This window comes from Hydrogenophaga soli (genome assembly GCF_054777695.1).
The window spans coordinates 490,489-513,134 of sequence record NZ_BAAHAK010000002.1 but is presented as its reverse complement, the minus strand read 5'-3'; the positions used below and the strand labels follow the sequence as shown (position 1 = coordinate 513,134).

Here is a 22,646-nt window from a genome sequence, read left to right as displayed (position 1 = left end):
AAAAGGGGAAAGACGCGGATGTGCGTCAGGGCTCAGGGGCGAAGCAGGCGGTCGTGAACCAAGGTGCGGCCATCGGCCTGCACCTCGATGAAGCCCCGGTCCTCCAGGTCCTTGAAGACCCGGCTCACCATCTCACGAGAGGCACCGATCATCTTGGCCAGCTCCTGGCGGGACACCTTGCCCGCAATGACCCATTGCCCCGGGGCCTGTTCCACCGCCAGATCAGTCAGCGCACGCGCCACCCGGCCATAGACATCCATCAGCGCCAAAGATTCAATCTTGCGGTCGGCCTGTCGCAAACGCTGCACCAAACCCTTCATGATGGCGTAGGCCATGGCGTTGTTCTCGGGCAGGCAGCGGGCAAACTCGGTGCGCCCCAGCAACAACACGTCGGTCTGGATGTCGGCCCGCACCGTGGCCGAATGGGGCTGGTTGTCGATCAGGCTCATCTCGCCCAGGTGGTCACCGGGGTGCAAGGTGGCCAGGAACACCTCGCGCCCACGCTCGTCCGAAGTCAACACACGGGCGCGTCCGGTGAGCAGGATGGCCAGGAATCCCGACTTCTTGCCCTGCTCCACGATCACGTCGCCCCGGCGGTATCGCTGCTTGGTCACGGCGTCGGCCACAAACTGTGCCTGCGTGGGCGTCAGGGACGAAAACAGGGGAACCCTGCGGATCAGGTCAAGATTGGACAGAATCGACATGGTTGCCTGGACAGTGAGGGTGGTTGCGGGACCGCGAAGGTCGGAGCTTAAGGCCAGCCAAAGCTGTCTCCCTACAATGTTGAACCACCATGAAGCATTCTAAAGTTCTGATTCTGGGCTCCGGCCCTGCCGGTTACACCGCAGCCATTTACGCCGCCCGCGCCAACCTGTCGCCCACGCTGGTGACCGGCATCGCCCAAGGCGGACAACTCATGACCACCACCGAGGTGGACAACTGGCCCGCCGACGTCAACGGCGTGCAGGGTCCGGAACTGATGCAGCGCTTCCAGCAACATGCGGAACGCTTCAAGACCGACATGGTGTTCGACCACATCAACGCGGTGGACCTGTCCAAACGCCCGTTTGTGCTGACCGGCGACAGCGGCCAGTACAGCTGTGACGCCCTGGTGATTGCCACCGGTGCCTCGGCCAAATACCTGGGCCTGCCCTCCGAAGAAGCCTTCATGGGCAAGGGCGTGAGTGGTTGCGCCACCTGCGACGGCTTCTTCTACCGCGGCCAGCCCGTGGCGGTGGTGGGTGGCGGCAACACCGCCGTGGAAGAGGCGCTGTACCTCTCCAACATCGCCAGCAAGGTCACCCTGATCCACCGCCGAGACAAGTTCAAGGCCGAGGCCATCATGATCGACCACCTGATGGAAAAGGTGGAAGCCGGCAAGATTGAACTCAAACTGTTCAGCGTGCTCGACGAGGTGCTGGGCGACGACAAGGGCGTGAACGGCGTGCGCCTGAAAAACGTGCAGACCGGCGCCACCGAAAACGTGGACGTGCAAGGCTGCTTCATCGCCATCGGCCACCAGCCCAACACCGACATCTTCAAAGGCCAAGTGGAGATGAAGGACGGTTACATCATCACCCGCGGCGGCCACACCGGCTTTGCCACCATGACCAGCGTGCCCGGCGTGTTTGCCGCCGGGGACGTGCAGGACCATGTGTACCGCCAGGCCATCACCAGCGCCGGCACGGGCTGCATGGCCGCGCTGGACGCCCAGCGCTTCCTGGAACAAGGCGGGGCCTGAGCCCCGTTGGTCGGTCGACCACCCCGCATTTGCCCGGCTCTGCAAGGCCGGGCTATAATCGCAGGCTTTTCAGGGTTACCGCCACCCTTTTTTTGGCGAGGTGAAGCTGCCAAGCCCGGTGCAAACGGGCTTTCAGGCCGACAGGCCACGGCAGCTGTGTTTTTCGGAGTGTCCACACATGGCACGCGTCTGCGAAGTCACGGGCAAGAAGCCCATGGTGGGAAACAACGTTTCCCACGCCAACAACAAAACCAAGCGCCGTTTCCTGCCCAACCTGCAATACCGCCGGTTCTGGGTTGAGAGCGAAAACCGTTGGGTGCGCCTGCGCGTTTCCAGCGCTGCCCTGCGCCTGATCGACAAAAACGGCATTGAAGCCGTGCTCGCTGACATGCGTGCACGTGGTCAAGCCTGATCACTGAAAGGAACCGACCATGGCAACCAAAGGCGGACGCGAAAAGATCAAGCTGGAATCCACTGCGGGTACCGGCCACTTCTACACCACCAACAAGAACAAGAAGACCACGCCCGAAAAGCTGAGCTTCATGAAGTTCGACCCCAAGGCTCGCAAACACGTCGAGTACAAGGAAATCAAGCTGAAGTGATCCACTTCAACTGACCCACAAAAAAAGCCGCTGGATTCCAGCGGCTTTTTTGTTGCCTCCGGCAACCATCACACCCGCACGGCGCGCAGGGTGTACGAGAACTCTTTCAGCGCGGCCACGCCGCTGTCTTCCGCCCGGCGACACCAGGCTTGCAGTTCCTTGGCCAGCTGCTCGCGCGACAGCGTGGTGGACGACCAGAGCAGCCGCAACTCTTCACGCATGCTGTGCATCTTGTCCAGCACCGGGTGCTGGGCCCGCACCTGGGCCAGCTGCGGACGCAACGCGGCAGGCACCTTCTCGTCGTCACGCGGCAGCCAGCGGCGGGCCACCTTCAGCACAGACACATCGGCCAGATCGGCGCTGCGGGCTTTGGCGGCCTCCAGTTCGGCGGCACAGGCGCGGCGCATTTCCCGGGCGTACTGGGCCATGACCTCGTAGCGATGGGCGATGATGGCCTCCAGCGTTTTTTCGTCAGCCACCGGCTTCACGTCACCCAGCACCATGTGGGGCACGGTCTTGCGGGCCTTGGCCAGACCCAGCATTTCCAGGGCGCGGATGTAGACCCAGCCAATGTCGAACTCGTACGACTTGACCGACAGCTTGGCCGACGTGGGGTAGGTGTGGTGGTTGTTGTGCAACTCTTCGCCCCCAATCAGGACGCCCCAGGGCGAGACGTTGGTGCTGGCGTCGGCCGCCTCGAAGTTGCGGTAACCCCAATGGTGACCCAGCCCGTTGATGATGCCCGCGGCAGTGATGGGAATCCAGGCCATCTGCACGGCCCAGATGGTCAGGCCGATGGCACCGAACAGCAGCACGTCGATGATCAGCATCAGGCTCACCCCCAGCGCGGAATGGGGCGCGTAGACCTTGTTTTCCAGCCAGTCGTTGGGCGTGCCGTGGCCATAACGGGCCATGGTTTCGGCGTTTTTGGATTCGGCGCGGTACAGCTCGGCCCCTTGGGTCAGCACCTTCTTGATGCCGAACACCACCGGGCTGTGCGGGTCACCCTCCTGCTCACACTTGGCGTGGTGCTTGCGGTGGATGGATGCCCACTCCTTGGTGACCATGCCCGTGGTCATCCACAGCCAGAAACGGAAGAAATGGGAGGGAATGGGGTGCAGGTCCAGCGCCCGGTGCGCCTGATGGCGGTGCAGAAAGATGGTGACGCTGGCGATGGTGACGTGGGTCAACCCCAGGGTGATCAGCACCACTTGCCACCAGGTGGTGTTGATCAGACCATGGCCCAGCCAATGGACCAAGGTGTCCAGAACATTCATGTGTAGCCTACTTTCGCAAAACAATCCCTGCGCAGGCGTGTGCGCAGGAGCCCCAACGATGGGCTCTTGATTGTAGAGAGCGAAGCGGCTCAGCGCACCTGCCGCATGTCGCGCAGGCAACGAATGACGGATGGGGCCTGCCGGTCAGCCCTTGCGCTGCCAGACGGCCGCAAAAAAACCGTCGGTCTGGTGGCGGTGCGGCCACAGGCGCAAATGCGGGCCGTGGCACAGGCTTTGGGCCTGTTGGGCGGCCTCGGCCTCACTGGTGCCCTGCGCCAGCAAGCGGGCCAGGAGGTCGGGCACGGGCAGCACGTCAAAGTCGGGGTGTTCGGCGGTGAAGCGCTCGGCCACGGCCTCGTTTTCGTCGCTCAGGATGCTGCAGGTGGCGTACACCAGCCGCCCGCCCGCCTTCACCAGGCGCGAGGCGCTGGACAGGATGGCCAACTGCTTGGCCTGCAACTCGGCCACGGCCTGGGCGGTCTGCCGCCATTTCAGGTCGGGGTTGCGGCGCAGGGTGCCCAGGCCGGAACAAGGTGCGTCCACCAGCACCCGGTCCATCTTGCCGGCCAGGCGCTTGATGCGCTCGTCCCGCTCGTGGGCAATGGCCACCGGGTGCACGTTGGACAGGCCACTGCGCGCCAGACGGGGCTTGAGCGCATCCAGCCGGTGGGCCGACACGTCGAACGCATACAGGCGGCCCGTGCTGCGCATCATGGCACCCAGCGCCAGGGTTTTGCCCCCGGCCCCGGCACAGAAGTCGGTGACCATTTCGCCACGTTTGGCCTCGGTGAGCCAGGCCAGCAGTTGCGAGCCTTCGTCCTGCACCTCCAGCTCGCCGCTCAGGAAAGCGGGCAGCTTGTGGATGGCGGGTTTGCCGGGCACGCGAATGCCCCAGGGCGAATACGGCGTTGCTTCTGCTTCAATAGCAGCCTTCTTAAGCAGATCAAGCGCAGCAGGCCTTTTTTGCTTCAAATCGTTGACCCGCAAGTCCAGCGGCGCGGGCTGGTTGAGCGCCTCGGCCAAGGCCTGGAAGTCGTCGCCCACCTGGGCCTTGAGCGGCGGCACCATCCATTCCGGCAGGTTGTGGCGGTGGTGGGGTTGCAGGTCGCCCGAGGGCACCTGGTCGGTGGCGTCCAGCCAGGTTTTTTCGGCGTCGCTCAGGGCGGATTTGACAAACCCCCGGTCGCCATGGAAGCCCAGCACCGCCAGCTTGCGCTCGCGCGAACCGGGGCCGCTGCGGGCCAGGTACTCGAACAACAGCTTGTGGCGCAGCACCGCGTAGGCGGTTTCGGCCAGCGTGGCCCGCTCGCGGGGGCCCAGGTTGCGGTGTTCGCGGAAGTAGCGCGACACCACGGCGTCGGCGGGATGATCGAATTTCAGGACCAGCCTCACCAGGTCGGTGCAGGCGTCCAGCAAGGCTTTGGGATGCATGGGCCCGATTGTCCCATGGCCCCGCCCACCCGCCGGGCGCCCACCCCGGGCTGGGATAATCGCGCCCCATGTCCGACATTCAAGACCAAGTGCGCCGTCGCCGCACCTTCGCCATCATCTCCCACCCTGACGCGGGTAAAACCACCCTCACCGAAAAGCTGTTGCTGTTTTCGGGTGCCATCAACATCGCGGGTTCGGTCAAGGCCCGCAAGGCCGCCCGCCACGCCACCTCGGACTGGATGGAGATTGAAAAGCAGCGCGGCATTTCGGTCGCATCGAGCGTGATGCAGATGGAATACCGCGACTGCGTCATCAACCTGCTGGACACCCCGGGCCACCAGGACTTTTCGGAAGACACCTACCGCGTGCTGACCGCCGTGGACGCCGCGCTGATGGTGATTGACGCCGCCAACGGCGTGGAACCCCAAACCCGCCGCCTGCTCCAGGTCTGCCGCGCCCGCAACACGCCCATCCTGACCTTTGTGAACAAGATGGACCGCGAGGTGCAGGCCCCGCTGGACGTGATGGACGAAATCGAGCGCGAGCTGGGCATGACCGTCGTGCCCTTCACCTGGCCGGTGGGCATGGGCAAGCAGTTCCACGGTGTGTACGACCGCCGCACCGACCAGATGCGCGTGTTTGCCGCGGGTGAAGACCGCGCAGGCGGCGACGAAGAGGTGCTGGTGGGCCTGGACAATGCCGACACCGCCAGCCGCTTCGGCATGGAATGGACCCAGGCCAAGGACGAAATGGAGCTGGTGGAAGGTGCCAGCCCCGCGTTTGACGAAGCCGAGTTTTTGGCCGGGCGCCAAACGCCCATGCTGTTCGGCTCGGCCATCAACAACTTTGGCGTGCGCGAGGTGCTGGACGCCCTGGTGGACCTGGCCCCGCCGCCCGGCCCCAAGCCCGCCATCCAGCGCGTGGTGGAGCCGACTGAACCCAAGTTCAGCGGCGTGGTGTTCAAGATCCAGGCCAACATGGACCCGGCGCACCGCGACCGCATCGCCTTTGTGCGCGTGGCCAGCGGCAAGTTCGAACGCGGCATGCCCCTGAAGGTGGTGCGCAGCGGCAAGGTCATCAAGCCCAACACGGTGGTGACGTTCATGAGCCAGCGCCGCGAGCTGCTGGACGAGGCCTTTGCGGGCGACATCATCGGCATCCCCAACCACGGTGTGCTGCAACTGGGCGACACCCTCACCGAGGGCGAGCAACTCCAGTTCACCGGCCTGCCCTTCTTTGCGCCGGAAATCATCCGCAGCGTGGAAGTGGCCGACCCGCTGCGCACCAAGCAGCTCAAGGCCGGGCTCACCCAGCTGGGCGAGGAAGGGGCCATCCAGGTCTTCCGCCCCGTGGCAGGCAGCGTGCTGATGCTGGGGGCCGTGGGCCAGTTGCAGTTTGAGGTGGTGGCGCACCGGCTGGAAACCGAATACGGTGTGAAAGCTCGCATCACCCACAGCAACTACCAGGTGGCCCGCTGGGTGACCTGTGCGCCGGAAGACGGTGGCGAGCAGGAGCTGAAACGCTTCATCGACGCCAACCAGCACCGCGTGGCGCTGGACGCGGTGGACGCTCCCACCCTGCTGGTGGACCACAACGCCACCCTGCGCGCCGTGGAGGCCAACTGGCCCAAGATCAAGTTCCACGCCATGCGGGAACACGCGGGGCTGGTGTTCCACAAGGCAATGTGAGCCGTCGTCGCCCCCCGCCAGCCGCCCCGTGGGAACCGGGGCAGAATGAACGGGTCTCAGCGCCGATTCAGACTGCCTTGGAGTCCCCATTTTGACCATTCACCGAATGCCCCCTCTGTGGCGCTTTGCCGCCTGGGGTCTGGCCGCCCTCCTGACCCTGGGGCTGGGCGCTTGCGGCTCGCAGCCTCCCGTGCGCCCGCCTCTGCAGGAAAAATTCGACTCGGAAGAAACCTATTCCCGCCTCATTCCGGGATCGGCCCCGCAGAGTTGCGAGGCCGCGCGGCGGGCCCTGCTGAGCCAAGGCTACATCCTGGTCAACACCAAGCCCGACCTGATCGACGCCAAGAAGAGCTTCCAGCCCACGCCCGAGGCCCAGCAGGAAATTCTGATCCGGGTGGTTTGTGCGCCCGACACCCCGCCCGAACGGTGGAGCCTGGTGTTCGTCACCGCCATCAAGGACACCTATGCCCTGAAGAAGTCGGCGTCATCGGCCAGCGTGGGGCTGGGGGGCATCGGCTCGGTGTCGCTGCCGTTTTCGTCGACCGACGAAGCCCTGGTGAAGGTCGGCAGCGAAACCATTTCGGTGGAAAAGTTCTACGACAGCTTTTATGACCTGGTGCGCCGCTACCTGGCGGACGACACCAAGCCAGAGTAGTCCGCGCCCCCTCACACCGGCAAAGCCGTCTTGTCCACCACCCGGCGCAGCACAAAGCTGGAGTGCACGCCGGTCACCCCCTCGATGCGGGTGATCTTGTTGAGCAGCAGGTCCTGGTAGTGGTCCATGTCGCGCACGGCCACCTTCACCTGGTAGTCGGCATCCTGCCCGGTGATGAGCAGGCATTCCAGCACCTCGGGCAGCACGCTCACGGTGGCCTCGAAGTTGGCAAAACGCTCGGGCGTGTGCTGGTCCATGGAAATGTGGATGAGGGCCATGAGCGTCAGGCCCAGCTTTCGCGCGTCCAGCACGGCGCGGTAGCCCCGAATCAGGCCCGCCTCTTCCAGCGCCCGCACGCGGCGCAGGCAGGGTGAGGGCGACAGGCCGATGCGCTCGGCCAAGTCCTGGTTGGGAATACGCCCCTCGGCCTGCAAGATTTCCAAAATTTGCCGGTCATAGCGATCAATATCCATGATTCACCCAAAAAATGTATTTCATTGGCAGATTCTGCCAAATCCAATGGGTATTGACGCAACTTCGCAATCCACTGCCCCGCCCCGCGGCCTACACTTCTTTCCATCTGTTGATCGCAGCACATCCCCCGGCAGGGCCACCCGCCCCAGCCGACACACCCAGGCCTTACCGGGCCTGCCTGTGGCAAAAACAAGCCCCCACACTGTCACCACAGCGCGGGGGCTTTTTGTTGGGGGCGGGAGGGGCCGTGCCGGGCCCGGCACTCAGCCTTTGACGTCAATTTTCATAGCTATCAATGCTGATGGAAAAAGCGCCAGATGCCAAAAAACCTTCAAGCCTTCAACACATCTTCCACGGCCTTCGGGTACATCAGGTGCTCCTGCGACAACACCCGTGCGGCCAGCGCTGCCGCAGTGTCGCCGGGCAGGATGGGCACCACCGCCTGCGCGAGGATGTCGCCGTGGTCCAGCTCCGCCGTCACCCGGTGCACGGTGGCCCCGGCAAAACGACAGCCCATGTCAATGGCCCGTTGATGGGTGTTCAAGCCGGGGAATGCGGGCAACAGGCTGGGGTGGATGTTGAGCATGCGCCCGGCGTAATGCGCCACAAAGCCGGGGGTGAGGATGCGCATGAAGCCCGCCAGCACCACCAGATCGGGCTTGCCCTCGGGACGGCCCTGGCCGCCCAGGCGGTCGATCTCGGCGCTCAGCGCGGCGTCGAAGGCTTCGCGGCTGGGGTGGGACTTGTGGTCCACCACGGCGGTGGCCAGGCCGTGCTCGGCGGCAAACTTCAAGCCTGCGGCGTCGGCCTTGTTGCTGATGACCGCTGCCACACGCGCCCCCAGGCGTTGCGCCCAATCGTGGCGCTGGGCATGGCGGACGATGGCGGCCATGTTGGACCCCCCGCCAGAGATGAGAATGACGATGTTTTTCATGTCCGCCCGAGTGTAATGAACCCTACCCTGCGCCCCGACCTCCGCCCCCTGTCTGCCACCGAAGCCCGCGTGCTGGCCACGCTGATGGAAAAAGCCCGCACCGTGCCCGACAGCTACCCCCTGTCCATGCAGGCCCTGCTGACCGGCTGCAACCAGAAAACCACCCGCGACCCGGTGATGAACATCACCGAAGCCGAAGCCGCCGAGGCCATTGACGAGCTCAAGTCCCTGGCCCTGGTGGTGGAACAGAGCGGTGCCCGCGTGCCCCGCTACAGCCACAACTTTGTGCGCGGCGTGGGGGTGCCCGACCAGTCCGCCGTGCTGCTGGGCCTGCTGATGCTGCGCGGCCCGCAGACGGCGGGTGAGCTGCGCATCAACGCCGAGCGCTGGCACCGGTTTGCCGACATCTCGTCGGTGGACGCCTTTTTGGAAGAGCTGCAAGACCGCAGTGAGGACAAAGGCGGCCCGCTGGTGATCAAGCTGCCCCGGGCACCGGGTGCCCGCGAACAGCGCTGGGCCCACCTGCTGTGCGGCCCGGTGGACACCCAGGCCCTGGCCGCCCAGGCGGGGGCCACTGGCTCCACCGCCACCGAGGGCGAGGTGATCACCCTCACCCGCCGGGTGGCCGCGCTGGAGGCCGAAGTGTCCACCCTGCGCACCACGCTGGCCGACGTGTGCCAGCAGTTGGGGCTTACCCCGCCTGCCAGCGGCGACTGACTGGGGTTTACCCCGGGTTGTCCCGCCGTGGACAACCCAAAACCGAACGACCGTGCTAAAAAAGTCTCCTTTCAAATGCCGATGGAGACATGTGCATGGATCTGGCCTTCACGCCCGAAGAACAAGCGTTTCGCGAAGAGGTGCGCACCTGGGTGCGTGCCCACCTGCCCGCAGACATTGCCCACAAGGTGCACAACGCCCTGCGCCTGAGCCGCGACGACCTGCAACGATGGGCCAAGATCCTGGGGGCCAAGGGCTGGCTGGGCTTCGGCTGGCCCCAGCAGTTTGGCGGCCCGGGTTGGACCGCGGTGCAAAAGCATTTGTTCGAAGAGGAATGCGCCCTGGCCGGTGCGCCGCGCATCGTGCCCTTCGGGCCGGTGATGGTGGCCCCGGTCATCATGGCCTTTGGCACGCCCGAGCAGCACCAGCGCTTCCTACCCGGCATCGCCAGCGGTGAGGTGTGGTGGAGCCAGGGCTACAGCGAACCGGGCTCCGGTTCCGACCTGGCCAGCGTCAAGACCCGCGCCGAGCGGGTGGGCGACCACTACATCGTCAACGGCCAGAAGACCTGGACCACGCTGGGTCAGTACGGCGAGTGGATCTTCTGCCTGGTACGCACCAACACCGAGGTCAAGCCCCAGGCCGGCATCAGCTTCCTGCTGGTGGACATGAAAAGCCCGGGTGTGACGGTGCGCCCCATCAAGCTGCTGGATGGCGAGTGCGAGGTCAACGAGGTGTTCTTCGACAACGTCGAGGTGCCCGCCGAGAACCTGATTGGCGAGGAAAACAAGGGCTGGCACTACGCCAAACACCTGCTGGCCCACGAGCGCACCAACATCGCCGACGTGAACCGATCCAAACGCGAGCTGGAACGCCTGAAACGCATTGCCAAGGCCGAAGGCGTGTGGGAAGACAGCCGCTTTCGCGACCAGATCGCCCTGCTGGAGGTGGACATCGTGGCGCTGGAAATGCTGGTGCTGCGCGTGCTGAGTGCCGAGCGCTCGGGCAAGCCCTCGCTGGACCTGGCCGGGCTGCTGAAGATCCGCGGCAGCGAAATCCAGCAGCGTTACGCCGAGCTGATGATGCTGGCCGCCGGACCGTACAGCCTGCCCTTCATCTTCGACGCCATGGAAGCCGGTTGGCAGGGGGATGCGGCATTGGGCCTGTCGGAATTCCCCGGCGGCAACCTGGCCAACGCCCCGCTGGCCAGCACCTACTTCAATTACCGCAAGACCACCATCTACGGTGGCAGCAACGAAGTGCAACGCAACATCGTCGCGCAGACGGTGTTGGGCTGAAGCGAATCAGGAGACACCATGGACTTTGATTTTTCCGACGACCAACAGCAACTGCGCGACGCCGTCTCCCGCTGGGTGGACAAGGCCTACACCTTCGAACGCCGCCGCCGCATCGTGGCCCAGGGCGGCTTCGACCGCGTGGCCTGGGGCGAACTGGCCGAACTGGGCCTGACCGGCCTGTGCGTGCCCGCCGACCACGACGGCATGGACATGGGCCCGGTCGAGGCCATGGTGGTCATGGAGACGCTGGGCCAGGGCCTGGTGGTGGAGCCCTACGCCCAATGCCTGGTGGCCTCTGCCGTGCTGAGCCAGTTTGCGCCCGCCGACCTCCAGTCCACCTGGTTGCCCCGCATCGCCTCGGGCGACGCCCTGGTGGCCTTGGCCCACCAGGAACGCAAGGCCCGGTACCGGCTGAATGTTTGTGAAGCAAAAGCAACCCCAGCGCTTTCTGCATATGCGCTGACTGCTACCAAAAACATGGTACCCGCGGGCGACCAGGCCCAGGCCTGGATCGTCCCTGCCCAGCTGGACGGCCAACTGGCCCTGTTCCTGGTGGAGCGTGGGGCCACGGGTGTCAGCACCGCAGGTCACCCCTGCCAGGACGGCAGCCGCGCCGCCAACCTGGTGCTGGACAACGCCCCGGCCCAACTCATCACCCGCGACGGCCTCACCGCCCTGCAACTGGCCACCGACGTGGGAGTGGCTGCGTTGTGCGCCGAGGCCGTGGGCGTGATGGACAAGGTGTTTGCCCTGACCGCCGAGTACCTCAACACCCGCAAGCAGTTCGGCGTGCTGATCGGCAGCTTCCAGGCCCTGCGCCACCGCCTGGCCGACATGAAAATGCAGCTGGAACTGGCCCGCAGCATGAGCTACTACGCCACGCTGAAGCTGGGTGCCCCCGCCGACGAACGCCGCCTGGCCATGGCCCGCGCCAAGGTGCAACTGGGCCAGAGCATGCGCTTTGTGGGCCAGCAGGCGGTGCAATTGCACGGCGGCATCGGCGTGACCGACGAGTACATCGTCAGCCACTGCTTCAAGCGCCTGACCCAGATGGAAATGACCCTGGGCGACACCCTGCACCACCTGGGCGTGCTGAGCGACGGCCTGCAGGAGACGGCGGGCGTTTTCGCCTGAGCGGGCACAATCGGGGGCCATGAACATCCTTCGCGGCCACCCCCACCTCAAGCCCGCCCCGCTGACCGCGGGCGCAGTGGGACGGGCCATCACCATCGGCAACTTCGACGGCGTGCACCGGGGCCATCAGGCCATGCTGGCGCTGCTGATCAACGAAGCCCGCCACCGCGGCCTGCGCAGCTGCGTGATGACCTTCGAGCCCCACCCGCGCGACTACTTCGCCGGGGCACACCACAAGCCCGACCTGGCCCCGGCCCGCATCGCCACCCTGCGCGACAAGCTCACCGAGCTGCAACGCTGTGGCGTGGACGAGTGCCTGATCATGCCCTTCGACGCCCGGCTGGCCGCACAGACGGCCCAGTCGTTCATCCAGGACACGCTGGTGCGCGGGCTCAACGCCCGTTACGTGCTGGTGGGTGACGATTTCCGCTTTGGCGCGGGCCGCCAGGGCGACTACGCCATGCTGGACGCCGCGGGCGAAGCCAGCGGGTTTGATGTGGCCCGCATGCAGTCCTACGAGGTGCACAGCCTGCGCGTGTCCAGCTCCGCCGTGCGCGATGCCCTGGCCCAGGGCCGCATGAACGATGTGGCCGCCTTGTTGGGCAGGCCCTACAGCATCTCGGGCCATGTGGTGCATGGCCGCAAGCTGGGCCGCGAACTGGGGGCCAGCGCCCCGGGCAAGGGCGACGGTTTTCGCACCCTCAACCTGCGGTTCTCCCACTGGAAACCGGCGGCCAGCGGCATTTTTGCGGTGCAGGTGCACGGCCTGCACCCCGACCCCTCGGCCCCACCGCTGCCCGGCGTGGCCAACCTGGGCGTTCGCCCCTCGCTGGACCCCGACGACGTGAACGGGGGCCGCGTGCTGCTGGAAACCCACTGCCTGAGCTGGCCCGACGAGGTGGCCCGCCAGGAGGCCTACGGTAAAATTGTGCGCGTGGAGCTGCTGCACAAACTGCATGACGAACTGAAGTACAACAGTCTGGACGCCCTGACCCAGGGCATCGCCAAGGACTGCGACGACGCTCGTGCGTTTTTCGCCGACTCCCACACCCAGACCCGTCGCCAGACCACGCGCGACCGAATTTAACGCCCGCCCCACGCTTGTCGTGCCGGTGCCAGTCCGGCACGAAGAGCCCCTGCCGCGCCATGCGCCTCCTCCCCGTTGCCGACACGGGGCCCCGTTGTCCAGGGCATTGCCTGCCCACCGCCGTTTTCACCCACCATGTCCGACGCCAAACCCGAATACCGCAGCACCCTCAACCTGCCCGACACCCCTTTCCCCATGCGCGGCGACCTGCCCAAGCGCGAGCCGGGCTGGGTGAAGGCCTGGGACGACAACGGCCTGTACGCCAAGCTGCGCCAGGCACGTGAAGGTGCGCCCAAGTTCATCCTGCACGACGGCCCGCCCTATGCCAACGGCCAGATCCACATCGGCCACGCGGTGAACAAGGTGCTGAAGGACATGATCGTCAAGGCCCGCCAACTCAAGGGCCTGGACGCGCAGTACATCCCCGGCTGGGACTGCCACGGCCTGCCCATCGAAAACGCCATCGAAAAACTGCATGGCCGCAACCTCAGCCGCGACGACATGCAGGCCAAGGCCCGCGCCTTTGCCACCGAGCAGATCGCGCAGCAAATGGCCGACTTCAAGCGCCTGGGCGTGCTGGGCCAGTGGGACAAGCCCTACCGCACCATGGACTTCGCGACCGAGGCCAACGAAATCCGCGCCTTCAAGCGCGTGATGGAACGGGGCTTTGTGTACCGGGGCCTGAAGCCTGTGTACTGGTGTTTTGACTGCGGCAGCTCGCTGGCCGAATTCGAAATCGAATACCAGGACAAGAAGAGCCAGACGCTGGACGTGGCCTTCCCCTGCGCCGAACCCGACAAGCTGGCCGCTGCCTTCGGCCTGCCCGGTTTGAGCAAAGAGGCGTTTGTGGTCATCTGGACCACCACCGCCTGGACCATCCCCGCCAACCAGGCGCTCAACCTCAACCCCGAGCTGGTCTACGCCCTGGTGGACACGCCCAAGGGCCTGCTGATCCTGGCCGACACGCTGGTGGAGAAGTGCCTGGGCCGCTACGGCCTGGAAGGCCATGTGGTGGCCCGCGCCCAGGGGGCCAAGCTGGAAAAAATCAACTTCCGCCACCCACTGGCCCATGTGCACGAGGGCTACAACCGCCTGTCGCCCGTGTTCGTGGCCGACTACGCCACGGCGGACGACGGCACCGGCATCGTGCACTCGTCACCCGCCTACGGCGTGGACGACTTCAACAGCTGCGTGGCCAATGGTTTTGCCTACGACGACATCCTCAACCCCGTGCAGGGCAACGGCCAGTACGAGGCCGAACTGCCGCTGTTCGGCGGCATGAACATCTGGAAAGCCTGCCCCGTCATCATCGACACCCTGCGCGAGCACGGTCGGTTGATGGCCACCGAGGTCATCACCCACAGCTACCCGCACTGCTGGCGGCACAAGACGCCGGTGATCTACCGCGCCGCCGCCCAGTGGTTTGTGCGCATGGACGAAGGCGACGGCATCTTCACCACCGACAAGGCCCCGCAAACCCTGCGCCAGATGGCGCTGGCCGCCATCGACGACACCGGCTTCTTCCCCGAAAACGGCCGTGCCCGCCTGCGCGACATGATCGCCAACCGGCCCGACTGGTGCATCAGCCGCCAGCGCAGCTGGGGCGTTCCCCTGCCCTTCCTGCTGCACGTGGACACGGCCGAGCCGCACCCGCGCACGCCCGAGATCGTGGACCTGGCCGCCAGCGTGGTGGAGCAAGGCGGCATCGAGGCCTGGAGCAAGCTCAGCGTGGCCGACATCCTGGCGCGCATTGGCGACAGCGCCAACCCCGCCAGCTACACCAAGAGCACCGACATCCTGGAGGTGTGGTTCGACTCCGGCACCACCCACACCACCGTGCTCAAAGGCAGCCATGGCCAGAAGTGCGCCGACGGCAGCCTGGCCCACGCCCACGACGAGGGTTGCGAGGCCGATCTGTACCTGGAAGGCCACGACCAGCACCGCGGCTGGTTCCACAGCTCGCTGCTGACCGCCTGCGCCATGTATGGCCGCGCCCCGTACAAGGGCCTGCTGACCCACGGCTTCACCGTGGACGGCCAGGGCCGCAAGATGAGCAAGAGCGTGGGCAACGTGGTGGCCCCGCAGGAAATCAGCAACAAGATGGGGGCGGAAATCATCCGCCTGTGGGTGGCCGCCACCGACTACTCGGGCGACCTGGGCATTGACGACAAGATCCTGGCCCGCGTGGTGGACGCCTACCGCCGCATCCGCAACACGCTGCGCTTCTTGCTGGCCAACATCTCCGACTTCAACCCCGCCACCGACGCGGTGCCCGACGCCGAGCTGCTGGAAATCGACCGCTTTGCGCTGGCCCGTGCCGCGCAGCTGCAAGCCGACATCCTGGCGCACTACGAGAAGTACGAGTTCCACCCCGTGGTGGCCAAGCTGCAGGTGTACTGCTCGGAAGACCTGGGCGCGTTCTACCTGGACGTGCTGAAGGACCGCCTGTACACCACCGCCCCCCAGAGCCTGGCCCGCCGCAGCGCCCAGACCGCGCTGCACCGCATCACCCACACCATGGTGCGCTGGATGGCCCCGTTCCTGAGCTTCACCGCCGAAGAGGCCTGGGGCTTCATGGCGCAGGCCGGGCAGCCGCACAGCGAGTCCATCTTCATCGAGACCTACACCCAGTGGCCCGAGCCCACCGCTGCCAGCGAGGCCTTGCTGAACAAGTGGCAGCGCATCCGCACCCTGCGCGACGCCGTCAACAAGGAGATTGAAGCCGTTCGCACCACGGGTGCCGTGGGCTCCTCGCTGCAAGCCCATGTGACGCTGACGGTGCCTGGCGACGACCACGCCCTGCTGGCCAGCCTGGGTGACGACCTGAAGTTCGTCTTCATCGTCTCCACTATTGAATTGGTAGCTGGTGACGCTTTACAAATAAGCGTGGAAGCCTCAAAACACCAAAAATGCGAACGCTGCTGGCACTACCGGGACGACGTGGGCCACGACGCCGCCCACCCCGGCCTGTGTGGCCGCTGCACCAGCAACCTGCACGGGGCGGGTGAAGCCCGGGTCCACGCCTGATGGCCACGCGCAAACCCGGTGCCGCCAGTGGCCGCAGTGCGGGCAAACCCTCGGCGGGCGGCAGCCGCCCCGCCGACGGTGGGGCGCTGCTGTGGCCGTGGCTGATCTGGTCGGCCATCGTCATCGTGCTGGACCAGTTCACCAAGACGCTGATCGTGGGTTATTACCAGCTGGGCGACAGCACGGTGGTCACCCCGTTCTTCAACATCGTGCGGGCCCACAACATGGGGGCGGCGTTTTCCTTCCTGCACGACGCCGGGGGCTGGCAGCGCTGGGCCTTCACCGCCGTGGGCGTGCTGGCCGCGGGCTTCATGCTGTGGATGCTGAAGAGCCACCCCGGCCAGCGCCTGTTTGCCTTTGCCATCAGCAGCCTGCTGGGCGGGGCGCTGGGCAACGTGATCGACCGGGTGATGCACGGCTACGTGGTGGACTTTCTGGACTTCCACTGGCGCTGGCTGGAACCGCTGTTCCACGGCGGCCATTTCCCGGCGTTCAACCTGGCCGATTCGGCCATCACCCTGGGGGCCGCATGTTTGATCCTGGACGAAATCTTGAGGGTGCGCCGCGGCTGAACCGTCGGCTGAGCGCCCTGTGCATGGGCCTGGGGGTTTTGACCGCCCCGGCATGGGCCGCCTCCCCCGCCACACAGGCACCGGTCCCGTCGGTCGTCTGCCATGTGGACTACGGCGGCGAGGTGCGGCACATCGCCGCCCCCGCGGTCGATTCGCCCTACACCGTGGCCCCGGTGGAGGTGGGCTCGTACTTCCTGTTCCGCGTGGTCAACGAAACGCAGCCCGCGGACCTGGCCAGCGTCAAGGTGTATGTGCTGGCCAACCACGACACCGGGCCGGTGCCCATCCACCAGGCGCAATTCGCCCCCTCCGCACCGCAGCCCCTTTCAACCGGTTCGCCCGCTTCACGCCGCCCCCGGCCTGCGGGCAAAACGGCTTCCTCCCACGGCTTCACCGGCCTGCACCGGGTGTACGAGCCGCTGCGCGACGGCGAGCTGACGTATTGGTGTGAACACACCCGCGCCACCCTCGCGGCCCCGGCACCCGCCCCAAAAATATCAAATTTGATAGCACCTTACGCTTTATATGAAAGCGCTAGAGCACCAAAAGATACTAAAACGGTGAGCCTGCTGTTCGCGGGCGACCTGATGCTGGACGACGGCCCGGGCCGGGTGATTGCCCAGGGCGGGGACCCGCTGGCCGATTTCAACGCCGTGCTGCGCTCGGTGGACCACCGCATCGGCAACCTGGAGGTGCCGGTGGCCACGGTGGGCCAGCCCACGCCCAGCAAGATCTACAACTTCCGCGCCGACCCGCGCACGCTGAAGGTGCTGCAAGGCCGCTTCGATGCACTGTCGGTGGCCAACAACCACTCGGGCGACTACGGCCCCGCCGCCTTCCTGGAAACCCTGCAGCATGTGGCGCAGGCGGGCATCGCGTCCTTTGGCGGGGGGCGCAACCTGGTCGAAGCCCACCGCCCGCACTGGGTGGAGCGCAACGGCATTCGCATTGCGGTGCTGGGCTACAACGAGTTCAAGCCCCGCTCGTTCGAGGCCGGGGCCACCACCCCTGGCATCGCCTGGAGCGAGGACAGCCAGGTGGTGGCCGACATCCGCGCCGCCCGCGCCGCGGGGGCCGACCTGGTGATTCCCTTCATGCACTGGGGCTGGGAACGCGAACGCCAACCCTCTGAACGCCAGCGCCAGCTGGCCCGCACCCTGATCGACGCCGGGGCCGACGTGGTGGTGGGTGGCCACCCACACGTCACCCAGGGCGTGGACGCCTACAAGGGCAAGCTCATCGTCTACAGCCTGGGCAACTTTGTGTTCGACAGTTTTGACGACGTGCCCGGCGGCACCACCGGGTGGTTGCTGCGCCTGACGCTGGACCGCCGCGGCCTGGTCCGTTGGGACACGGTGGTGGCCGAAATGGACGCCGACGGCGTGCCCCACCGCCAGCCCGGGCTGCGCTCGCCCTGTGGCAGCGTGGTGAAACACCGCGTGACGTTGGAGGAATGCGTCAACCCCTGAGCACTGGGTCACGGTCCGTGAAACCACGGATGCGACGCAGCCCTCTAACCTTGATACTCGCCTTAAAGTATCATGAACAAACGTTTTCCCTGTCCAATATTCCGCGTTCCGCCGTGAACCTCATCCGCAACAATTCCCTGGCCTGGTTGCTCGGGCTGTCATGTGCCGTGGCGTCGGCACAAACCGACGATGCGCCTCCCCGTGTGCGCCTGAACGGCTTTGCCACCGTGGGCGTGGTGGAGGGCAGCTCCAATTTCGACGGCATTTTTGTGCGTGATGTGGCCCAGGTGGCCGACCGCGCAGGCCTGCAAACCAAGCCCGACAGTCGCCTGGGCCTGCAGGCCAACGTCAACGTCAACAGCGAACTGGAACTGGTCGGTCAGGTGGTGGCGCGCCCTCGCTCCCCAGGGGCCAAGCGCACCGACGCCGTGGAATGGGCCTTTGTGTCTTACCGCCCCACCAACGACATCAACATCCGGGCAGGGCGAACAGGGGTGGACCTGTTCCTCATGTCCGACCACCGCAACGTGGGTTATGCCTACCTGACAGCCCGCCCGCCGGTGGATTTTTATGGGGTGCTGTCGCTCACCAGCCTGGATGGCGTGGACATCACCAAAAGCTGGCAGACCGACGACGCCCTGTGGAAGCTGAAGGGCTTCACAGGCAACACGGCCTACGACATCAACCGCAACCGGGGCCAAGTCCGCCACATGACCGGCGTGGTGCTGTCCCGTGAAACCGAGGGACTGACCCTGCGCGGCACCTACGCCCGCGCCAAGCTCAACCTGACCTCGTTCACCGACGTGGAAATGGCCCGCCAGGGCCTGGAATCCCTCAGCAGAATCCCCATCCCCACGGTGGCGGCAAGGGCCGCCCAGCTGGCCACCGAACTCGATTTTCGCAACATCCCGGGCGTGTATTCGTCACTGGGCCTGTCCTATGACCGCGACAACTGGGTGGCCACCGCCGAACTGATGCGGGTCAGCGCCGCGTCGTCCGTCACCTCGGGCTCGGGGGCCTATGTGGTGCTGGGTCGGCGGCTGGGCAACGTCACACCTTATGTGGGCTTCAGCCGCAGCCGCCTGGGCAAGGGCATCGCCGCCGACCCCCAATGGGGTCAGGCCCTGGCCCCGCTCACCGGATTGCTGGGCCCCTCGGTGGTGCAACAGGCGGCCCTGCTGGGCACAGCCGCCGCCGACGCCATCAACAACGCCCGCGTCGATCAGCACACCCAAACCTTGGGCGTGCGCTGGGACTTCAGCCCGCAAGGCGCACTGAAATTCCAGCATGACCTGGTGCATGTGGCCAACAAAGGCAACGGCATGTGGCGCGGACAAAACACCGGGGGCCGTGCCCGGGTGACGTCTGTGGTGCTGGAACTGCTGTTCTGAGGAGGCGAGACCATGAAACGTGTCGCACTTCCCCTGCTCACCCTGTGCCTGTGGGTCGCCCTGCCTGCACAAGCCGACATCTATGTGGTGGCGTCTGCACAAAGCCCACTCAAGGCCGGATCGGTCAAAGACATCCAGGCCCTGTTCATGGGACGCACACGCACCTTGGGTGACGACAACACCGTGGCCCAGCCGGTGGACCTGCCCCGCGACAACGAGTTGCGCAACCAGTTCTACAAGCTGATCACGGGCTGGAGCCCCGCGCAGGTCAACAGCTACTGGGCGCGGCTGCTGTTCACCGGCCAGGTGACGCCGCCCCTGCCCTTGCCCACCGAGACCGCCGTGGTGGCCCACCTGAGCCGCAACCCCAAGTCCGTGGGTTACTTGCCACAGCCCCCCGTGGATGGCAAGCTGAAGGTGCTGCTGGTGCTGCGCGCCGATGCAGAACCTGACGACCCCCGCCGTGGCCCCTAACAGCCTGCAAATCCGGTTCATCCGCGCGCTGCTGGTGGCCGCGGGGGTGTTTGCGCTGGTGGCGGCCAGCCTGAGCTACCTGTTCAGCTACGAACGCGCCATTCGACAAGGGGAAGAGTCCTTGCAAAGCCTGTTGACGGCGGTGGAACGCACCGCCGTCATCGGGGCCTACGCGTCCGACAAGGTGCTGTTGAAAGAGGTGGCTGACGGCTTGGTGATGAACCACCTGGTGGACGAAGTCCGGGTGCTCGACGCCGCTGGGCAGGTGTTGCTGGTGGCCACGCACCCCCAGGTGTCCCCTGCCCCACGCCCCAGCACCGACACGTCGGTGCGGGCGGTGCGGACCTTGATGTCCCCGTTCGAATCAAGTGAGCAGGTGGGCAGCCTGGAAATCCGGGCCAACATGGCCAAACTCAAGGAAAACGCCCGAACCGAGGCCGTGATTTCCGCGTTGCTGATGCTGACCCAGGCCGTGGCCGTGGCGGCGGTGGTGTACTTGGTGGCCGCCAAGGTGGTGTCCAACCCCATCCTGAACATGGCCACCTCGTTGCGGGCCATGCAACCCGGCACCGCGCAGCGGGTGCCGCTGCCCCCCGAACACCAGAGCGACGAAATTGGCAGCCTCATCGTCAGTGCCAACCAGCTGTTGCAAGCCAACGAAGATGCACTGCTGCGCGAACGCCAGTTGCGCGAAGAAGTGGCCAGCATGGAGGCCCTGTACCGGGCCATTTTCGACGCCAGCAGCGCCGGCATTTTTGTGCTGGGGTTGGACCGGCGGCTCATCAACAGCAACCCCACGGCCTTGCAGGTGGCGGGTCTGGCTGAACACCCCATGGACGAGTTGCGGCAGGTGGATTTCATTGCCGCCACGTTTGCCACGCCTGAGGCGGTGCACGAGATGATCGAACGGGCCTCGGCCACCGGCCAGACCCTGACCGCCGACCTGGAGCTGCGCCAACCCCACCGCTTGGCCCGCTGGGTGCACTGCCTGATTTCCGTCCAACGGGGCACGAGGAGCCCGGCAGGTGCGCCAGGCACGCAAGGCACCCAACCCACCGAACGCATCGAAGGGGTGATGTACGACATCACCGACCGTCGCCAAGCCGAACGCGCCGCACTGCACCTGGCGTCTCACGACCTGCTGACGGGCCTGAAGAACCGCTCAGGGGCCGATGCAGCCATCGACCGCATGCTGGCCGAGGCCCGAGCCAGCCAGACCGCCGTGGCCCTGCTCTACATGGATTTGGATGGGTTCAAACAGGTCAACGACCTCCACGGGCACAAGGCCGGTGATGCGGTGCTGGCCGAATGCGCCCGCCGCATGAAAACCCAGGTGCGCCGGGCGTCCGACCTGTGCGCCCGCATCGGGGGGGACGAATTTGTGGTGGCCCTGCACCACACGGGACCGGACAGCCCCATCCTGTGCCGCATCGCCCAAGGGCTGCTGGCGCAATTCCAGGAGCCGTTTGAACTGGACGACGGCAGCCGGTTGCACGTCGGTCTGAGCATCGGCGTGGCCTGCTTCCCGCTGCATGGCCAGCAGCGCAAGCAACTGCTGCACATGGCCGACATGGCGTTGTACGAGGTCAAACGCACCGGCAAGCACTGCGTGGCCATGAGCTACGCGGCCGACCTGGTCATCCAGGCGGCGGCAATGCCAGGACCTGCGCCAACACCCAGTGGGCCTCCGGTGTGAACCGCCCCTGGGCCAGGGCTTCGGCCACCTGCGCGGGCGTCCAGGCCTCGAAATGGTCCACCTCGCCGTCCTGGTTGACTGGCGTTTGGTCGGCAGGCACGGTCACGGTGAACCAGTGGGTGTCTTCCACCAGGTAACCGGCGTGGTCGCCGTCGGGCACGGGCCGCGTGGCGGTGAAGCTGCCGCCGTGCTGCAAGCCAGGCAGGGTGTGGAGGTGCAGGCCCGCCTCCTCCCAGGTCTCGCGCTCCAGGGTGAGGACCAGCGTTTCCCCGGCTGACACGGTGCCCCCCATCAGGGTGTCCCACAAGCCGGGGTCGTTGGGCTTTTGCCAGGACCGCTGCTGCACCCAGAGGCATCCGTCGGGCCGCCAGCCCACCAGGTGAACCGCCTGCGTGCGAAAGCCCAGCACCCGGACGGCCCCGCGCTCCACCTCGGCCCAGGCACGCCCTTGGGCGTCGAACACCGGCAGGCGCTCGTGACGCCAGGGGCCACAACAGCCACAGGTGCGCAGGCTTTCGGCCAGGCTCGCCAGGCTTTGATTCAAATCACCCTCTGGCGCTTTTTCCAATTCACCTTTTTGCTGCAATTTTTGAAGCAAATCAGGCCACCCGCCCGATGCCGGGGGGGTGGCCTGACGCAGGGCGGCCAGCACGCGGGGCTCCACCGAGCCCACCTCGCCACCACCCGCCCACAGCGTGAGCCGAGGGGCGCACGGGGGGCGTTGAACGTCCGCCAGCTTCACTGCGCGGTTTCAACCTTTTTCAGGTGTGCGTAGATCTGGTCCTTGAGGGCGAGCTTTTCCTTCTTCAGGTTTTCGATGTCGGTCGCCGAACCGGGTTCGATGTGCGACTCGATGTTCTTGACCTTCTGATCCAGTTCGTTGTGCTTGTCGAACAGGCGGGTGAAGTGGGCATCGTGCCCTTTGAGTTGGCTGATCAGGTCGCGGTACTCGGGGAACATGGGTGTTTTCTCCTCAGGT

Annotated in this window: 22 protein-coding genes; 15 read left to right on the top strand and 7 right to left on the bottom strand. The window is 65.8% G+C overall.

The genetic code is table 11. The annotated features are described in order from the left end of the window. Window positions 1-32: 32 nt before the first annotated feature. Entirely contained in the window at window positions 33-704 is a 672-nt protein-coding gene (locus tag ACYVB7_RS05545) for a Crp/Fnr family transcriptional regulator (protein WP_460505623.1), read from the bottom strand. Between the two features lie 89 nt (window positions 705-793). On the opposite strand from ACYVB7_RS05545, the gene trxB reads away from it, so the two are divergent. From trxB to rpmG, 3 genes are all read left to right on the top strand, one after another. After that, window positions 794-1,741, top strand: coding sequence for an NAD(P)/FAD-dependent oxidoreductase (gene trxB / locus ACYVB7_RS05540; protein WP_460505621.1), 948 nt, complete (start codon window positions 794-796; stop codon window positions 1,739-1,741). A gap of 178 nt (window positions 1,742-1,919) precedes the next feature. After that, the gene (gene rpmB / locus ACYVB7_RS05535) at window positions 1,920-2,153 is read left to right on the top strand and encodes a large ribosomal subunit protein bL28 (RefSeq protein ID WP_460505620.1); all 234 of its coding nucleotides are present in this window, start codon (window positions 1,920-1,922) and stop codon (window positions 2,151-2,153) included. Window positions 2,154-2,172: 19 nt separating this feature from the next. After that, on the top strand, window positions 2,173-2,343 hold the full coding sequence (gene rpmG / locus ACYVB7_RS05530) for a 50S ribosomal protein L33 (RefSeq protein ID WP_460505619.1): 171 nt from the start codon (window positions 2,173-2,175) through the stop codon (window positions 2,341-2,343). A 68-nt stretch (window positions 2,344-2,411) separates the two neighbouring features. Here the strand turns inward: rpmG and ACYVB7_RS05525 are convergent, their stop codons facing one another. Both ACYVB7_RS05525 and ACYVB7_RS05520 read right to left on the bottom strand, forming a co-directional pair. Further along, a complete protein-coding gene (locus ACYVB7_RS05525; RefSeq protein ID WP_460505618.1) occupies window positions 2,412-3,620 on the bottom strand; it encodes a DesA family fatty acid desaturase in 1,209 nt (402 codons plus the stop codon). A 144-nt stretch (window positions 3,621-3,764) separates the two neighbouring features. After that, the gene (locus ACYVB7_RS05520; RefSeq protein WP_460505616.1) at window positions 3,765-5,051 is read right to left on the bottom strand and encodes an RsmB/NOP family class I SAM-dependent RNA methyltransferase; all 1,287 of its coding nucleotides are present in this window, start codon (window positions 5,049-5,051) and stop codon (window positions 3,765-3,767) included. A gap of 68 nt (window positions 5,052-5,119) precedes the next feature. On the opposite strand from ACYVB7_RS05520, the gene ACYVB7_RS05515 reads away from it, so the two are divergent. Continuing rightward, window positions 5,120-6,739 carry a peptide chain release factor 3 gene (locus ACYVB7_RS05515; protein ID WP_460505615.1) on the top strand — a complete coding sequence of 540 codons (1,620 nt, stop codon included), beginning with the start codon at window positions 5,120-5,122 and terminating at the stop codon, window positions 6,737-6,739. Between the two features lie 106 nt (window positions 6,740-6,845). Next, window positions 6,846-7,394 carry a DUF2242 domain-containing protein gene (locus ACYVB7_RS05510; RefSeq protein ID WP_460505614.1) on the top strand — a complete coding sequence of 183 codons (549 nt, stop codon included), beginning with the start codon at window positions 6,846-6,848 and terminating at the stop codon, window positions 7,392-7,394. A gap of 11 nt (window positions 7,395-7,405) precedes the next feature. Here ACYVB7_RS05510 and ACYVB7_RS05505 read toward each other — a convergent pair whose 3' ends face one another. Together ACYVB7_RS05505 and purN are read right to left on the bottom strand one after the other, a co-directional pair. Continuing rightward, entirely contained in the window at window positions 7,406-7,867 is a 462-nt protein-coding gene (locus ACYVB7_RS05505) for an Lrp/AsnC family transcriptional regulator (protein WP_460505613.1), read from the bottom strand. Between the two features lie 332 nt (window positions 7,868-8,199). Then, entirely contained in the window at window positions 8,200-8,802 is a 603-nt protein-coding gene (gene purN, locus ACYVB7_RS05500; RefSeq protein ID WP_460505612.1) for a phosphoribosylglycinamide formyltransferase, read from the bottom strand. A gap of 15 nt (window positions 8,803-8,817) precedes the next feature. On the opposite strand from purN, the gene ACYVB7_RS05495 reads away from it, so the two are divergent. From ACYVB7_RS05495 to ACYVB7_RS05450, 10 genes are all read left to right on the top strand, one after another. Further along, window positions 8,818-9,519, top strand: coding sequence for a YceH family protein (locus tag ACYVB7_RS05495; RefSeq protein ID WP_460505611.1), 702 nt, complete (start codon window positions 8,818-8,820; stop codon window positions 9,517-9,519). A gap of 95 nt (window positions 9,520-9,614) precedes the next feature. Beyond that, window positions 9,615-10,817 carry an acyl-CoA dehydrogenase family protein gene (locus ACYVB7_RS05490; RefSeq protein WP_460505610.1) on the top strand — a complete coding sequence of 401 codons (1,203 nt, stop codon included), beginning with the start codon at window positions 9,615-9,617 and terminating at the stop codon, window positions 10,815-10,817. An 18-nt stretch (window positions 10,818-10,835) separates the two neighbouring features. Continuing rightward, the gene (locus ACYVB7_RS05485) at window positions 10,836-11,951 is read left to right on the top strand and encodes an acyl-CoA dehydrogenase family protein (protein WP_460505609.1); all 1,116 of its coding nucleotides are present in this window, start codon (window positions 10,836-10,838) and stop codon (window positions 11,949-11,951) included. A gap of 19 nt (window positions 11,952-11,970) precedes the next feature. Then, window positions 11,971-13,038 carry a bifunctional riboflavin kinase/FMN adenylyltransferase gene (locus ACYVB7_RS05480; RefSeq protein ID WP_460505608.1) on the top strand — a complete coding sequence of 356 codons (1,068 nt, stop codon included), beginning with the start codon at window positions 11,971-11,973 and terminating at the stop codon, window positions 13,036-13,038. Between the two features lie 135 nt (window positions 13,039-13,173). Next, a complete protein-coding gene (gene ileS, locus ACYVB7_RS05475; RefSeq protein WP_460505607.1) occupies window positions 13,174-16,065 on the top strand; it encodes an isoleucine--tRNA ligase in 2,892 nt (963 codons plus the stop codon). After that, window positions 16,065-16,637: a signal peptidase II gene (gene lspA / locus ACYVB7_RS05470; RefSeq protein ID WP_460505606.1), complete on the top strand. Its 573-nt coding sequence runs from the start codon at window positions 16,065-16,067 to the stop codon at window positions 16,635-16,637. The genes ileS and lspA overlap by 1 nt, the downstream gene beginning before the upstream one ends. Continuing rightward, window positions 16,595-18,106, top strand: coding sequence for a CapA family protein (locus ACYVB7_RS05465; RefSeq protein WP_460505605.1), 1,512 nt, complete (start codon window positions 16,595-16,597; stop codon window positions 18,104-18,106). Before lspA ends, ACYVB7_RS05465 begins: the two co-directional genes overlap by 43 nt. A gap of 113 nt (window positions 18,107-18,219) precedes the next feature. Beyond that, on the top strand, window positions 18,220-19,497 hold the full coding sequence (locus ACYVB7_RS05460) for a hypothetical protein (RefSeq protein WP_460505604.1): 1,278 nt from the start codon (window positions 18,220-18,222) through the stop codon (window positions 19,495-19,497). A 12-nt stretch (window positions 19,498-19,509) separates the two neighbouring features. Further along, a complete protein-coding gene (locus tag ACYVB7_RS05455) occupies window positions 19,510-19,971 on the top strand; it encodes a hypothetical protein (RefSeq protein WP_460505602.1) in 462 nt (153 codons plus the stop codon). Next, window positions 19,961-21,667 (top strand): diguanylate cyclase domain-containing protein, encoded by a 1,707-nt coding sequence (locus tag ACYVB7_RS05450; RefSeq protein WP_460505600.1) that lies wholly within the window; start codon window positions 19,961-19,963, stop codon window positions 21,665-21,667. The genes ACYVB7_RS05455 and ACYVB7_RS05450 overlap by 11 nt, the downstream gene beginning before the upstream one ends. Here ACYVB7_RS05450 and ACYVB7_RS05445 read toward each other — a convergent pair. Continuing rightward, window positions 21,609-22,409 (bottom strand): NUDIX hydrolase, encoded by an 801-nt coding sequence (locus ACYVB7_RS05445; protein WP_460505598.1) that lies wholly within the window; start codon window positions 22,407-22,409, stop codon window positions 21,609-21,611. The genes ACYVB7_RS05450 and ACYVB7_RS05445 overlap by 59 nt on opposite strands. Further along, window positions 22,406-22,627 (bottom strand): YdcH family protein, encoded by a 222-nt coding sequence (locus ACYVB7_RS05440; protein WP_460505597.1) that lies wholly within the window; start codon window positions 22,625-22,627, stop codon window positions 22,406-22,408. Before ACYVB7_RS05440 ends, ACYVB7_RS05445 begins: the two co-directional genes overlap by 4 nt. Between the last annotated feature and the right edge of the window lie 19 nt (window positions 22,628-22,646).

Coding starts and splice junctions, on each gene's coding strand:
- ACYVB7_RS05545 (WP_460505623.1), bottom strand. CDS start 704: ATGTCGATTCTGTCCAATCTTGACCTGATCCGCAGGGTTCCCCTGTTT.
- trxB (WP_460505621.1), top strand. CDS start 794: ATGAAGCATTCTAAAGTTCTGATTCTGGGCTCCGGCCCTGCCGGTTAC.
- rpmB (WP_460505620.1), top strand. CDS start 1,920: ATGGCACGCGTCTGCGAAGTCACGGGCAAGAAGCCCATGGTGGGAAAC.
- rpmG (WP_460505619.1), top strand. CDS start 2,173: ATGGCAACCAAAGGCGGACGCGAAAAGATCAAGCTGGAATCCACTGCG.
- ACYVB7_RS05525 (WP_460505618.1), bottom strand. CDS start 3,620: ATGAATGTTCTGGACACCTTGGTCCATTGGCTGGGCCATGGTCTGATC.
- ACYVB7_RS05520 (WP_460505616.1), bottom strand. CDS start 5,051: ATGCATCCCAAAGCCTTGCTGGACGCCTGCACCGACCTGGTGAGGCTG.
- ACYVB7_RS05515 (WP_460505615.1), top strand. CDS start 5,120: ATGTCCGACATTCAAGACCAAGTGCGCCGTCGCCGCACCTTCGCCATC.
- ACYVB7_RS05510 (WP_460505614.1), top strand. CDS start 6,846: ATGCCCCCTCTGTGGCGCTTTGCCGCCTGGGGTCTGGCCGCCCTCCTG.
- ACYVB7_RS05505 (WP_460505613.1), bottom strand. CDS start 7,867: ATGGATATTGATCGCTATGACCGGCAAATTTTGGAAATCTTGCAGGCC.
- purN (WP_460505612.1), bottom strand. CDS start 8,802: ATGAAAAACATCGTCATTCTCATCTCTGGCGGGGGGTCCAACATGGCC.
- ACYVB7_RS05495 (WP_460505611.1), top strand. CDS start 8,818: ATGAACCCTACCCTGCGCCCCGACCTCCGCCCCCTGTCTGCCACCGAA.
- ACYVB7_RS05490 (WP_460505610.1), top strand. CDS start 9,615: ATGGATCTGGCCTTCACGCCCGAAGAACAAGCGTTTCGCGAAGAGGTG.
- ACYVB7_RS05485 (WP_460505609.1), top strand. CDS start 10,836: ATGGACTTTGATTTTTCCGACGACCAACAGCAACTGCGCGACGCCGTC.
- ACYVB7_RS05480 (WP_460505608.1), top strand. CDS start 11,971: ATGAACATCCTTCGCGGCCACCCCCACCTCAAGCCCGCCCCGCTGACC.
- ileS (WP_460505607.1), top strand. CDS start 13,174: ATGTCCGACGCCAAACCCGAATACCGCAGCACCCTCAACCTGCCCGAC.
- lspA (WP_460505606.1), top strand. CDS start 16,065: ATGGCCACGCGCAAACCCGGTGCCGCCAGTGGCCGCAGTGCGGGCAAA.
- ACYVB7_RS05465 (WP_460505605.1), top strand. CDS start 16,595: ATGTTTGATCCTGGACGAAATCTTGAGGGTGCGCCGCGGCTGAACCGT.
- ACYVB7_RS05455 (WP_460505602.1), top strand. CDS start 19,510: ATGAAACGTGTCGCACTTCCCCTGCTCACCCTGTGCCTGTGGGTCGCC.
- ACYVB7_RS05440 (WP_460505597.1), bottom strand. CDS start 22,627: ATGTTCCCCGAGTACCGCGACCTGATCAGCCAACTCAAAGGGCACGAT.